General features: G+C 69.3%; 11 protein-coding genes. 3 read left to right on the top strand and 8 right to left on the bottom strand.

Annotated elements, in window-relative coordinates:
* Positions 1 to 72: 72 nt before the first annotated feature.
* Entirely contained in the window at positions 73 to 267 is a 195-nt protein-coding gene (locus GNX95_RS18725) for a hypothetical protein (RefSeq protein WP_163508695.1), read from the bottom strand.
* Positions 268 to 457: 190 nt separating this feature from the next.
* Here GNX95_RS18725 and GNX95_RS18720 point away from each other — a divergent pair, with 190 nt between their 5' ends.
* The gene (locus GNX95_RS18720; RefSeq protein ID WP_163508694.1) at positions 458 to 3424 is read left to right on the top strand and encodes a lantibiotic dehydratase; all 2967 of its coding nucleotides are present in this window, start codon (positions 458 to 460) and stop codon (positions 3422 to 3424) included.
* Positions 3421 to 4635: a lanthionine synthetase C family protein gene (locus GNX95_RS18715; protein WP_163508693.1), complete on the top strand. Its 1215-nt coding sequence runs from the start codon at positions 3421 to 3423 to the stop codon at positions 4633 to 4635. The genes GNX95_RS18720 and GNX95_RS18715 overlap by 4 nt, the downstream gene beginning before the upstream one ends.
* A 10-nt stretch (positions 4636 to 4645) precedes the next feature.
* Here GNX95_RS18715 and GNX95_RS18710 read toward each other — a convergent pair whose 3' ends face one another.
* The 4 genes from GNX95_RS18710 to GNX95_RS18695 all read right to left on the bottom strand — a co-directional run bounded on the left by GNX95_RS18710 (position 4646) and on the right by GNX95_RS18695 (position 8149).
* Complete coding sequence (locus tag GNX95_RS18710) at positions 4646 to 5176, bottom strand: 2'-5' RNA ligase family protein (RefSeq protein WP_163508692.1); 531 nt, start codon at positions 5174 to 5176, stop codon at positions 4646 to 4648.
* Entirely contained in the window at positions 5173 to 6195 is a 1023-nt protein-coding gene (gene trpS / locus GNX95_RS18705; RefSeq protein WP_163508691.1) for a tryptophan--tRNA ligase, read from the bottom strand. Before trpS ends, GNX95_RS18710 begins: the two co-directional genes overlap by 4 nt.
* A gap of 137 nt (positions 6196 to 6332) precedes the next feature.
* Positions 6333 to 7265: a quinone oxidoreductase family protein gene (locus GNX95_RS18700; protein ID WP_163508690.1), complete on the bottom strand. Its 933-nt coding sequence runs from the start codon at positions 7263 to 7265 to the stop codon at positions 6333 to 6335.
* Complete coding sequence (locus GNX95_RS18695; protein ID WP_163508689.1) at positions 7265 to 8149, bottom strand: quinone oxidoreductase family protein; 885 nt, start codon at positions 8147 to 8149, stop codon at positions 7265 to 7267. Before GNX95_RS18695 ends, GNX95_RS18700 begins: the two co-directional genes overlap by 1 nt.
* Positions 8150 to 8297: 148 nt before the next feature.
* On the opposite strand from GNX95_RS18695, the gene GNX95_RS18690 reads away from it, so the two are divergent.
* A complete protein-coding gene (locus GNX95_RS18690) occupies positions 8298 to 8879 on the top strand; it encodes a TetR/AcrR family transcriptional regulator (protein WP_163508688.1) in 582 nt (193 codons plus the stop codon).
* Here the strand turns inward: GNX95_RS18690 and GNX95_RS18685 are convergent.
* The 3 genes from GNX95_RS18685 to GNX95_RS18675 are packed head-to-tail and all read right to left on the bottom strand — an operon-like array spanning position 8866 to position 12868.
* On the bottom strand, positions 8866 to 10998 hold the full coding sequence (locus GNX95_RS18685; RefSeq protein WP_163508687.1) for an alpha-galactosidase: 2133 nt from the start codon (positions 10996 to 10998) through the stop codon (positions 8866 to 8868). The genes GNX95_RS18690 and GNX95_RS18685 overlap by 14 nt on opposite strands.
* A complete protein-coding gene (locus tag GNX95_RS18680; protein WP_163508686.1) occupies positions 10995 to 11927 on the bottom strand; it encodes a carbohydrate ABC transporter permease in 933 nt (310 codons plus the stop codon). The genes GNX95_RS18685 and GNX95_RS18680 overlap by 4 nt, the downstream gene beginning before the upstream one ends.
* Entirely contained in the window at positions 11924 to 12868 is a 945-nt protein-coding gene (locus GNX95_RS18675; RefSeq protein WP_246281671.1) for a carbohydrate ABC transporter permease, read from the bottom strand. The genes GNX95_RS18680 and GNX95_RS18675 overlap by 4 nt, the downstream gene beginning before the upstream one ends.
* Positions 12869 to 12880: the final 12 nt, after the last annotated feature.

Raw genomic sequence — 12880 nt, 5'->3', positions numbered from 1 at the left:
CCGCATTCCGGCGGTCGCCAAACACTGCCTGCCGGCCGTGCCGGCAGGCAGTGCTGTCAGTGGGCCAGAGTGTTAATGCGCCAACGACGTGCAGCTGCAACTGGTGACGTCGCAGCTGCCGATTTCGGTGATACACGGCGGACCACCGGTGGTCCGCGGTGGCGGCACCGGCCGGCCGACGACCGCGGCCGCCTGCCAGCCACCGCTGAGATAGTTGTTCCAACCCGCCGTGCCGTCGACACGCGCGTCGAGGCTGAAGTCATCCATCCGGGAGGTCACTCCTTCCAATTCGGGCCGAAAGAACAGGCCAGTTGTCAGTCGGTTGAGGAGTTGTCATGGAATGTACGACGGCGCCGCCGTCGGCAAGTATTCCCATCAGAGGTCGCGGCTGTCAAAGATCGCGACCATTTGATTTTAGCGCTAACTATGCTTCACTGGCGGGGCGGACGAGAGGATCATGGTGGGCGATGTTTTCTTTCAGGCGGCCGATTTCGCGCTGATCAGGCTGACAGCCGCGGGACGTACGGCCAGGTTGCCGGCACCTCCCGCCGACCTCGACGACGCCGGCGCGATGGCGGCGTTTCTGGCCGAGGTGGCGGCGGATCCGGTCCTGCGCGAGGTGGTCGCGGTGTCCAGCGCGGCACTGGACACGCTGTTGGAGAAAGTGGCGGCCGGAGACCGGCTGACACCCAAACGTTTGCGCCGGGCGACAACTTCGGTGACGCGCTATCTGTCCAGGATGGCCGTACGGCCGACGCCGTTCGGCCTGCTGGCCGGAGTGACGGCGGCACGTTTCGACGCCGAGCCCAAGACCTCGTTCGGATCGGCGCACCGCCGCCAGGTGTTCCCCGACGGCGAATGGCTCGACGAGCTGGTCCACCGATACGAGCGCCACCCGGCGGTGATCGGCGGGTTGTCGCTGGTACGCAACGACCTCGCTTTCGCGCGCGGCGACCGGCTGGTGGTGCCGTACGTCCGCAAGGACGACGCGAGCTGGGGTGCCGACGGCCGCGAGCGGTCCGTGCGGCACACCCGCGCGGTCCGGGTCGCTGTCGCCGCGGCGACAGCGCCGATCCGCCACCGCGACCTGGTTTCGGCTCTGCGCAAGGAATTCCCGGACGTGACCGGGGAAGCAGTGACCGGCCTGCTGAGCGGGTTGGTCGAGCAGGACGTGCTGCTCACCGACCTGCGGCCCGACCCGGCGACCGGCGATCCGCTCGGCCACCTGCTCGACCGTCTCGGCGATCATCCAGACCGCGCCACGCTGGCGCGGGTCCGCGATCTTCTCCGCCAGTATGCCGAAACTCCGTACGGCGGCGGCACCGAGGCTCTGCGCCGTGCGACCACCGCGATGCGCAAGCTGAGCGAGACCGACCATCCCGTCCAGGTCGACCTGCGCGTCGACGCCGACATCGTGCTGCCGCGAGCGGTCGCCAGCGAGCTGGAGCAGGCGGTGTCCACAGCGGCGACGCTGGCGACCCGGTCGGATCACCTCGCCGGCTATCGAGCGGAGTTCCTGGACCGCTATGGCAGCCGCACGCTGGTGCCGGTCGCCGAGCTGCTCGACCCGCAGATCGGCCTCGGCCCGCCGGCCGGCTATGCGATGCCACCCGGCACCCGTGAAGTCCCGCCGGCCGTCCCCGGCGAGCGCGACGACGTCCTGCTGGAGCTTGCGCAGCGCGCGGCCGCGCAACGTACGCGCGAGATCGTGCTCACCGACGAGATCGTCGGCCGGCTCGCCACCGACGACGGCCGGCCCCGCTATCTGGAGGCCTGCTTCCAGCTGCTCGCCGACTCCACCGACCGGCTGGCCGCTGGCGACTTCCTGCTGGTCGGCTCGCCAAACGCGCACCGCAACCGGCCCGGCGCGTTGTTCGGCCGGTTCCTGTCGCTGGAGCCCGGCCTGGCTCCAGCCGTCGGTGCGCTCGCCCAGGCGGTGGCCGGCGAGCACCAGGCGGTCCAGGTCGTGGCGGCGCCGGTCCACGCGCGCAACGTCAACGTCGTACGAGTGCCACAGGTCGTCGACATGACGATCCGCACCGGTGTCTTCGCCGACCGCGGCGATCCGGCCGTGCTGGCGCTGGACGACCTGCTCGTGGGCGCCGACCGGGACCGGCTCTTCGTCGTGTCCGGCCGCGACGGCCGGGAAGTCGTGCCGCTGGCACTGAACTCGCTGTATCCCGCGCTCACGCTGACCAACGCGGTCCGGCTGCTGATCGAGATCGGAGAGAGCCGCAGCCCGCGTTATCGGCTCTGGGACTGGGGATCGGCCTCCCGGCTGCCGTATCTGCCGCGCGTACGGGTCGGCCGGGTCATCCTGTCGTCGGCGACCTGGCGACCGGATCACCGGCTGTCCGACCAGCGGCTGGATGCCGCTGCGTGGAAAGACGTTCTGCGGCAGTGGCGGGCCGACTGGGCGGTGCCGGCGGTCGTGCTGGCCTGTGTCGGCGACCGGCGCGTACGGCTGGACCTGCGCCGCGACACCGACCTGCGCATCCTGCGCGCCGAGCTGCGTGCGCCGGAAGGGCTGGTCGTCCAGGAGGAACCGGCGGGTGGACGGCCCGGCACCGGTTGGGCCGACGGTCACGCGGCCGAGATCGTCGTGCCGCTGCTGCACCGCGATCCCGCGCCGGTCCGCACGCCACCGCTGCGACACGCCACCCGTTCCGTGCATCTGCCAGGCGGCGAGTGGCTGTCGCTGAAGCTCTACGCCGCGCGCGATCGCCAGCCGGAGATCCTGGTCCGGCTGCCGGAGTTGCTCGCCCGGCACACCGGCCAGTGGTTTTTCCTGCGCTATTGGGACAGCGCGCCGCACCTGCGGTTACGCCTGCACCGCGGCCGGCTGGCCGACGTGCACGACTGGGCCGCCGGCCTCGTCGACACCGGTCTGCTCGGTGACCTGGTCGTCGACACTTATCGGCCGGAGATCATGCGCTATGGCGGTCCGGCCGCGATCGAGGCCGCCGAACGCGCGTTCCACGCCGACTCCGTCGCCGCGTTGGCCCAGCTCGCGCTGCCCACCCGGGACGAGCTGCCGATCGAACTGCTGGCCGCCGCGAATGTCATCGACCTGACGCGGCGGCTGCGCGGCCCGGGATGGCGAGAGTGGCTCGTGCGAGCGTACGAGAAAGACCCGGCGCGGCACGCGGCCGTACGTGCGCACCGGCAGGCCAACCTGATCGACGGCGACGAGCTGCTGCCCGGGCTGGCCGAGATCTGGTCGCGCCGCGGCCCGGCCATCGAGGCGTACGGCCAGGCCATCGGATCGCTGCCGGCGCGGGACGCACGCACCGCGGTCTCGGGTCTGCTTCACATGCACCACAACCGGTTGGCCGGCATCGACCCGGAGACCGAGCAGCGGGCCTACGCCATCGCGCGCGGCGTCGTCCAGGCGCACCTGGATCGCGCGGCGCACCAACGGTGACCACCGGGGATCGCGCCGCCGATGTGGTCACTGAGATCGCACGGCGGCTGGCGGATCCGGCGCGGGTCGCCGAGATCGCCAGCGACGACGCGGTGAACACGCTCGACGGACCGCACCGGATCTGGACACCGCTCGGCCTGTCCGATGCCTTTCCCGGTGTCGCACTGCTGTTCGCCGAGCTCGCCGCGACCGATCGGGCATATCGGCGACAGCTCGACGCCTATCTCGCGGCCAGCCTGGCCGAACCGCCGGCCGCGCCGCCGGGCCAGCTCTACGACGGCGTGATCGCACTGGCTTTCGCGATCCACCTGGCCCACCGGGGCCGCGCCGAGCCGGCACTGCTGGCGCGTCTGGACGAGGTGATCGCGCAGTCGGCGGTCCAGCAGGCGCACGCCGTCCGCGACCGGCTCTCCTGGTCGTCGTACGACCTGGTCAGCGGCCCGACCGGAGTCGGTCGCTATCTGTTGGCGCGGGGCCGGCACGAGGCACTGCGTGAGGTGCTGACGAGCCTGGTCGCGATCGCGTTGGCGCCGGCCGGCGAGCGTACGCCGTGGTGGGTCGGCCACGGCCACCTGCGCGGCGTCGACAGCCCCGGCGGACATCTCAACCTCGGGGTGGCGCACGGTGTCGGCGGTCCGCTCGGCCTGCTGTCGCTCGCCTGGCTGGCCGGCGTACGCGTCGACGCGCACCAGGAGGCGATGGGTGCGCTCGTCGCGATCCTCGACTCGGTCAGGCGCGAGGACACCGCGGGACCGTACTGGCCGGCGGTCGTCGAGCGGCCGGGCCAGGTCCGACGGCGCGGCCGGGACATGTGGTGCTACGGCTCGGCCGGCCTGGCCCGCATCCTGCAGTTCGCCGCCGCCGCGGCCGGCGAGCCGCGGCTGGCCGCCGACGCGGAGGCGGCGATGCTCGGCGCGCTCGCCAGCACCGACCCGGCGCGGGTCCATGACTTCGCGCTGTGCCACGGCTGGTCCGGGCTGCTGCAGCTGACCTTGCGCACCGGGGTGGGCGAGCCGGAGCCGCTCGCCCAACGGATCATCGACGGCTTCGACCCGGACACGGTTTTCGGCTTCCGCTATGGGTATCCGGGGATGACGCGGCCCGCCGACCGGCCGGGCTTCCTGGAGGGTGCGGCCGGCATCGCGCTGGCCCTGCACGCGTACGGCCAGGCGCCGGCGACCGACTGGGACGCCGCCCTGCTGCTCTGCTAGTGCCCCGACACTAGGTACCGAAGGGAAAGTGCTCCTCCGGTCGCCAGCGGCCGTCGGTGCCGTGCGTGTAGAGCGTGAAACCGTCGACGCGGAAGCGCGCGTCGAAGTCGGCCAGCTTCTCGTACACCCGGTCCAGTGACGCCTCGTCGACGTCGTGCGCCACCGTGACGTGCGGATGATACGGAAAATGCAGCTCGCGGTTGAGCGGACCGAGCCGGATCGCCGACTCCAGCATCTCGCACTCGCTGATGCCGCGCGCGACGCCGACGAACACCACCGAGGTGACCGGCCGGAACGTACCGGTGCCGCGCAGGTGCAGCTCGAACGGGCTGTGTGCGGCCGCGACGCCGCGCAGGTGGGCGCGTACGCGCTCGGCGCTGGACTCCGGGATCTCGGTCGGCGGCAGCAGCGTCACATGTGCCGGCACGTTGGCCGCCAGCGGGTCACCGGAGGCCGCTCGATGGGCGTCGAGCAGGGCCCCCCACGGTTCCGGGATGCTGATCGCGACGCCGATGGTCCGCTGTGCGGTCGCCTGCGTCACTCTTTGGCCCCGCCGGCCGGCAGGAAACCGAGCCGGTCGTACGCGCGCGCCAGCACCGGACCGGCGATCTCCCGCGCGGCCGCGGCGCCGTCGGCCAGGACGCGGTCGAGCTCGGCCGGATCGTCCAGGTATTCGGCCGTACGCCGCTGGATCGGAGTCACCGTCTCGACCACCACCTCTGCCAGTGCCTTCTTGAAGTCACCGTAACCGCGGCCGGCGAAGCTGTCGGTCAGATCGGCGATGGAACGGCCGGAAAGGGCCGCGTAAATGCGCAGAAGATTGCTCACACCCGGCTTTTTGTCGGCGTCATAGCGCACCTCGGCCTCGGAGTCGGTGACCGCCGAGCGGATCTTCTTGGCCGACCGCTTCGGGTCTTCCAGCAGGTCGATGATGCCGTTGGGGCTGGATGCCGACTTGCTCATCTTGGCGGTCGGGTCCTGCAGGTCGTTGATCTTGGCCGTGTCGGCGACGATGTGTGGCTTGGGCACCACGAACGTCTGGCCGTAGCGGCTGTTGAACCGCTGCGCGAGATCGCGGGACAGCTCCAGGTGCTGGCGCTGGTCCTCGCCGACCGGCACCGCGTCGGTGTCGTAGAGCAGGATGTCGGCGGCCTGCAGGATCGGATACGTGAACAGGCCGACCGACGACTGCGCCTCGCCGCCCTTGGCCGACTTGTCCTTGAACTGCGTCATCCGGCTGGCCTCGCCGAAGCCGGTGATGCAGGACAGGATCCAGGCGCCCTGCGCGTGCTCGGGCACCTGCGACTGGACGAACAGGATGGACCGCTTCGGATCGATGCCGACGGCCAGCAGCTGCGCCGCGGACACGCGCGTACGCTTGCGGAGTGTCTCCGGATCGTGGCCGGCGGTGATCGCGTGCAGGTCGACCACGCAGTAGACGCAGTCGTACGTCTCCTGCATGCCGACCCAGTTGCGCACGGCCCCGAGGTAGTTGCCGAGATGGAACGAGTCGGCGGTCGGCTGGATGCCGGAGAAGACGCGGGGACGGATGTCGGCCATATCGACATTCTGTCAGGCCGCCATGCCCGGCCCGTCGCTTCCCTCACCCTTCCCGTGACGCGCGTACTGCCATCGGCCAAACCGCCGCGAGGGTGACGTTTTGCCGGTCGGCGGCGACCTGATGAGCGCTAAAACGGTCATGGGGTGAGGATGATCTTGCCGGCGGCCCGGTGGGTGTCCAGGAGCTGGTGCGCCGCCGCGGCCTCGGCGAGTGGCAGCGTACGGTCGACGATCGGCGTGAGCGCGCCGGAGGCCGCGAGCTCCAGCACCGGCGTACGTGCCGCGAGCACGCGATCGAACCAGCCGGCACGCCGGGCGCAGTCGATCAGGCGGAGTCCGCGCGCGTCCAGGTCCTCCCGCGCGATGGCCGGCCACGAACCGCTGAGCTGGCCAAACTCCAGCATCCGGCCGGTGCCCGGGGTCATCGCGCCGAGCAGCAGCCGAGCCGACTCGCCGCCGATGCACTCGAAGACCACGTCGAGGCCGGACAGCCGCGACTGCCACCCGTCCTCGCGGTGGTCGACGGTCTCGTCGCAGCCGCGCCGGACCGCGATCTCCGCCTTGGCCTCGCCGCCGACCACGCCGATGATCCGACCCGCTCCGCGCTGACGCGCCAGCTGGATCAGATAGCCGCCGGCGGCGCCGGCCGCCGACTCGACGAGTACGGTCTCGCCGCCGGTCAGCTCGGCTTCGTCGACGAGCGCCAGCGCGGTGGCCCCCATGCCGTGCACGGCGAGCGCGTCCACTGTGGACAGTCCGGCCGGCACGATCGACGCGAACTCCGTTCTGGTGGCCATGAATTCGGCGTACGCGCCACCGCTCGGGTCCATGACGACGACGCGGCGGCCGATCCATTCCTCGGCGCCGGCCGTCACGGTGCCGGCAGCCTCAAGGCCGAACACCGTGCCGGCGAACGGAAAAGTGCCGTTGCGGAGAAGCGTTTCGGAATACGTCGCGCCGATCGCCTCGGTGCGTACGAGCACCTCCCCGTCACCCGGCGTCGGAGTCGGCACCTCCGCCGGCCGCAGCACCTCCGGTCCACCCGGCTCGCGCATCACGATCGCGCGCATCACGGCACCAGCACGATTTTGCCGGTGGCGAGCCGATTCTCGTAGCGGCGATGCGCATCGGCGGCCTTCTCCAGCGGCATCACGCTGTCGATCAACGGCGTCAGGTCACCGTTTGCCGCGAGCTCAAGCATCTCGCGCGCCGGCAGATTGTCCATCGACGCACGCGAATAACGCGGATCGTTTTCGTCGATGTCAGGGAAAGAGCCGCTGATCAGGCCATAGCCGACCATCCGGCCGGTGTCGCTTTTCAGCACCGACAACGTCTTCTTGGCCGACTCGCCGCCGATACACTCGAAAACCACGTCGATGCCGGACAACCGCGACTGCCAGCCCTCGACATTGTGGTCGACGACCTCGTCGAAGCCGACCTTCAGCGCGTGCTCGATCTTCGCCGGACCACCGGCCGTGCCGATGATCCGCGCCACGCCGGCGCGCCGCGCCAACTGCGCGAGATAGCCGCCGACCGGGCCGGCCGCCGACTCGATCAGGATCGTCTCGCCGCCGGTCAGCTTGGCGTGTTCGAGTACGACCGCCGCGGTCGACGCCTGGCCGGCCACCGCGACCGCGTCGGCCGCGGACAGGCCGTCGGGCACGTCGGTCACCTTGTCCGCCGAGGTCACCATGAACTCCGCGTACGCACCGCCGGTCATGTCGAACGCGACGACCCGGCGCCCGTCGGCGATGCCGGCCGCCTCGAAGCCGAACACCACCGGAAGTGGCACCGGAAAAGGAAAACCGCCGGATCGCAGCATCGTCTCGTAGTAGCTCATGCCGATGGCCTCGGTGCGTACGAGCAGCTGACCGTCGGCCGGCACCGGCTTCGGCACGTCCTCGACCCGCAGCACCTCGGGGCCGCCGGGCTCGCGGAACACAACGCCTTTCATCTGACTCCTCACAATCGGACTAACAGTCCGCTTCACCGTACTATCCGGACCATCGGTCCGTCTAGTCGCGGTCGCCGGTTTGGTCGGTGACCGATGGCAGGCTCGATCTCGGGGGGTCCAAAAACCGGGGGTGAAGTACGGTTGCGGCGTGGCTGAGCAGCGACACGAGCGCGCGGACGCGGCGCGCAACCGCGTGGCGATCCTGCGTGCCACCGAGGAGCTGCTGAGCGCGCATCCGGCCGAGGAGGTGTCGATCGACCGGGTCGCCGCGGCCGCCGGCGTCGGCAAGGGGACGGTGTTTCGCCGGTTCGGCGATCGCTATGGCCTGATGCGCGCGCTGGTCATGCAGCGCGCCGCCGCGCTGGAGCAGGCGTTCACCAGCGGACCACCGCCGCTGGGTCCCGGCGCCACGCCGGCCGAGCGGCTGACCGCGTTTCTGGACGCCGCGCTCGACCTGGTCAGCCGCAACTCCGGCCTGATCGCGGCACACGAGCGCGCCGCGGTCGCCGGCAAACATCACGAGCAGCCGGTTTACCAGCGCTGGCACCAACACGTGACCGAGCTGATCGCCGAGGCGCGCCCGGATCTGGACGCCGACCTGCAGGCGCACATCCTGCTGCGGTCACTCAGCGACGAGGTCGTCATCCACCTGATCCGCAACGGCCAAGCCGAGCGGTTCGGCCGTACGCTGCACGACCTGGCCGCCCTGTTGACCGCTAAACGGCCGTGACCTCCAGCAGGAGAGCCTGCTCCGGCTGCAAAGTCGGCAACGCGACACCGATCGAGGCGAGCACGCGGCCAGGCAGGGTGAGTTCGCCGGCGTCCAGCCAGGCCGGCTGGAAACGCTGTACGGCACCCGGTTTTCCGGCCGGATAAACGGCTGTCACGCGATACCTACGATCGGGGTCGAGGCCGGGCAGGGTCGCCGGCAGCGGCTTCTCGTACGGCGTCGACGCCATCTGGACGTACGCGAACAACGCCGACGACCGGTCGGTGGCGACGACACCGTGGACCCAGCCGGCCGGATCCGGGTAGTCGGCGTGCACGACATCGCCGCTGTGCAACAGATCCCGCCGCTGCTTGACGAAGGAAACCCACGACCGCAGGGCTTCCTGGTCCTCGGCGGACGCCGAGGCGATGTCCCACTCCATTCCCGGATGACCGAAAGTCGCTGTCGTCGCGCGGAAAGACAGCGAGTGGACGCGGCCGGTCGTGTGTGAAGTGGTCGGTCCGACGTGCGCGCCGATCAGCTCGGGCGGCAACAGCAGACCGGTCCATCGCTGGATTGCCTGGCGTTCCAGGGCATCGTTGCAGTCACTGGCCCACACTCGGTCCGTACGCCGCAAAATCTCCAGGTCGATCCGCGCCCCACCGGAGGAGCAGCTTTCGATCTCCACGCCCGGATGTCTCGCGCGCAGCTCGTCCAGCAGCCGATAGATCGCGAGTGTCTGCCGGTGTACGCCGGCGCGGTTGTGCGGATCGCCGCCGGACTGTCCGGCGTCGACGAGGTCACGGTTGTGGTCCCATTTCAGGAAACTGATGTCGTTTTCGGCCAGCAACGCGTCCAGCCGCTGGAAAATGTGCGCGTACGCGGCCGGGTTTCCGATGTCCAGCACCTGTTGGTTGCGCATCTCGGCCGGCATCCGGTCGGCCGCGCGCATGATCCAGTCGGGATGCGCGCGCGCCAGGTCGGAGTCCGGGTTGATCATCTCCGGCTCGACCCACAGGCCGAACTCCATGCCCAGTCCGCGTACGTGGTCGATCAGCGGGGTCAGGCCGTCGGGCCACACGTCCTCGGAGACATACCAGTCGCCGAGACCGGCGTGATCGTCGCGCCGCTTGCCAAACCAGCCGTCGTCCAGCACGAACCGCTCCACGCCGATCTCGGCAGCGGTGTCGGCCAGCCGCTTCAGCGTGGCCAGATCGTGGTCGAAATAGACGGCTTCCCAGGTGTTGAGCACGACCGGCCGCGGTGAGGCCGGATGTTGCGGACGTGCGCGCATCCATTTGTGAAACGCCGACGCGATGCCGTCCAGACCGGCGTCCGAATAGGCAGCGTAAAGCCACGGCGACGCGTATTCCTCGCCCGGAGCGAGGACGACTTCGCCGGACAGCAACAGCTCTCCGCCGCCGAGTCGGCCGAGACCGGAGGTCGTACGCTCGGCATAGCTGCTGTGGTTGCCGCTCCACGCGGTGTGCGCGGCCCACACCTGTCCATGCCGGAAGCCGAAACCTGGTGTGCCGGCACACATCAACGTGGTCGCGTCGTGTCCGGTGCGGCCCCGGCGGCTGTCGCGTACGATCGCGCCGACCCCGAGAGCACGCCGCTGCGGCGAGCGCTCGCGCACCCACCGGCCGGTGAAGTCCAGCACCTCGACGGCCACGCCCGGGATCGGCAGCGACGCGGCCACACCGTCCACCACATAGGCGGAATCGCCGGTGTTGCGCAGAGAATGCCGCAGTCGTACGACGCCGGACGGCGTCATCTCCACCTCGCTGCGCAGCCGCAGACCGGCGGACGAGTCCGCCGCGTCGACGACCAACCGACCGTCCTGGAAGTCCACACTGTTTGCCGTGAACAGCGGCGAAAAATCGGCACCGAGCCGATGGCCGGCGACCGCTGGCCGAGCCGTGTCGCCTTCCGCGTAGCTCGGCAGAAGCAGCGCCGGACAAGGCGAGGCGACGCCACCGTGCGCGGTCGCGGAACCGGTGGCGAGGCGCAGCTCGGCCGGCTCCGCCTCGCCGAGATCGGCACCCCACCACAAAACCCGTGTGGTGGCGCCGATCCCGGCCTCGACCAGCACGCTGGTCCCGCCGCCGCGAAGGTGGAAAAGGCCAGCCTCGGTCATCCTTTGTTGGCTCCCAGGGTGAGTCCGCTGATGAACTGCTTCTGCAGTGCGAAATACACGATCATGGTCGGCAGCGCGATGATCAGCGACCCGGCCGCGAGCAGGTTGTTGTCGACGAAGAACTCGCCTTTGAGGTTGTTCAGCGCCGAGGTGATGGGTCTCTTGTCACCGCTGCTCATCAGCACCAGGGCCCACAGGAAGTCGTTGTAGATCCAGGTGAACTCCAGCGTCGCCAGCGCCGCGAGCGGCGGCCGGCACAACGGCATGATGATCGAGGTGAACTGCCGCCACGCGCCGGCGCCGTCGACCAGCGCCGACTCGGTGAGCTCCTTCGGCAGCACTTCCATGTAGTTGGTCAGTACGAACGTACAGAAACCGATCTGGAAGGCCACGTGGATCGCGATGACACCCCAGTAGGAGTCGTAGAGCACCTGGGAGTCGCTCATCCACTCCGGCAGCGGGATCAGGTTGTAGATCCGGTAGAGCGGCGTCAGCATGATCTGCGGCGGCAACAGGTTGCCGGCCACGAAAACCACCAGCAACACCTTGCGGCCGGGCAACCGGAACCGCGCCAGCCCGAAGGCCACCATCGAGGACAGGCCGAGGATCAGCACGATCGCCGGGATCGTGATCAGGATGGTGTTGCCGAAATACAACGGCATGTTGCCGTTGACGAAGGCGTTGACGTAGTTGTCGAGCGTCAACGCCTCCGGCAACGAGAAATAGCCGTGCAGGTCGGTGTCGCCGTGCGTACGGAAAGACGTGTAGAAGGCCAGCAGCAGCGGGAAAAGAAACGACACGGTGACCAGGATCAGAAACGCGTGCAGCGCGATCCTGGCCGGCCTGATCGGCTTTTTCTTCGGCTGTCCTGCGGTCTTTCCCGCCCGGTGGCCGGCCCTGCGTGGCGCGGCGACGGTCGGCGCGCTCACTGTGTCTCCTCTTTCATGATCCTGGTGACGTAGATGACGATGAACACCGTGGAGATCAGCATCATGATCACCGCGATCGCCGAGCCATAGCCGATCCGGCTGGCCTCACCGATGATGTTCTGCGTCACCAGTGCGGACAGCAGCTCCAGGCCGTTGAATCCGCCGTTGATGATGTAGACGAGGTCGAAGGCGCGCAACGACTCGATCACGGTGATCACCACGACGACGATGTTCACCGGCCGCAGCGACGGAAAGACGACGCGTACGAACGTCTGCCACTCGTTGGCACCGTCGATCGCGGCGGCCTCCTTCAGCGACGGATCGACGCCTTTGAGGCCGGCCAGATAGAGAATCATCATGTAGCCGACGTGCCGCCAGCTGGCCGCGACCAGCACGGCCCACAGGTTGACGTGCGAGTCGCCGAGCCAGTTGACCGGGTTGAGGCCGACGCCTTTCAGGAACTCGTTGAGAATCCCCTGGTCGTTGGAGTAGATCAGCTGCCAGATGAAGCCGACGATGGCCAGCGACAGCACGACCGGAAGATAGATCGCGCCCTGGTAGAACCGGCTGCCGCGGATCTGCCGGTCGAGCATGACCGCCAGCAGCAGGCCGATGGGCGTCGGGATCAGCACGAAGAACACCAGCCAGAGCACGTTGTGCTCCAGCGCCGGCCAGAACGGCGGATAGATCGTGAAGATCTCGGTGTAGTTCTTCAGGCCGACCCACTTGATCTGGTCGAGGCCGATGCCGTCCCACGACGTCAGCGAAAGCCCGACCGAGGTGAGCGCCGGAAGCCAGACGAACGCGAGGTTGAGAATCGTCGGAATGCCGAGCATGAAACCGACGACGATCGTGTCGCGCCGGCTCCAGCGCCGCACCTTCGAGCGCGCCGTCGAGCGGACGGCCTTGCGACCGTCCGCCTCGGCGGTTGTCGATACCACCGTACGCGTCCT

The sequence above is a fragment of the Fodinicola acaciae genome, assembly GCF_010993745.1.
GTDB lineage: Bacteria > Actinomycetota > Actinomycetes > Mycobacteriales > HKI-0501 > Fodinicola > Fodinicola acaciae.
The sequence above is the reverse complement of the archived record's forward strand: the minus strand, read 5'-3'. Positions and strand labels throughout refer to the sequence as shown.

What these genes read in the sequence shown, in the direction of transcription:
- GNX95_RS18725 (WP_163508695.1), bottom strand. Translation starts at nt 267, where the DNA reads ATGGATGACTTCAGCCTCGACGCGCGTGTCGACGGCACGGCGGGTTGG.
- GNX95_RS18720 (WP_163508694.1), top strand. Translation starts at nt 458, where the DNA reads ATGGTGGGCGATGTTTTCTTTCAGGCGGCCGATTTCGCGCTGATCAGG.
- trpS (WP_163508691.1), bottom strand. Translation starts at nt 6,195, where the DNA reads ATGGCCGACATCCGTCCCCGCGTCTTCTCCGGCATCCAGCCGACCGCC.
- GNX95_RS18700 (WP_163508690.1), bottom strand. Translation starts at nt 7,265, where the DNA reads ATGCGCGCGATCGTGATGCGCGAGCCGGGTGGACCGGAGGTGCTGCGG.
- GNX95_RS18695 (WP_163508689.1), bottom strand. Translation starts at nt 8,149, where the DNA reads ATGAAAGGCGTTGTGTTCCGCGAGCCCGGCGGCCCCGAGGTGCTGCGG.
- GNX95_RS18685 (WP_163508687.1), bottom strand. Translation starts at nt 10,998, where the DNA reads ATGACCGAGGCTGGCCTTTTCCACCTTCGCGGCGGCGGGACCAGCGTG.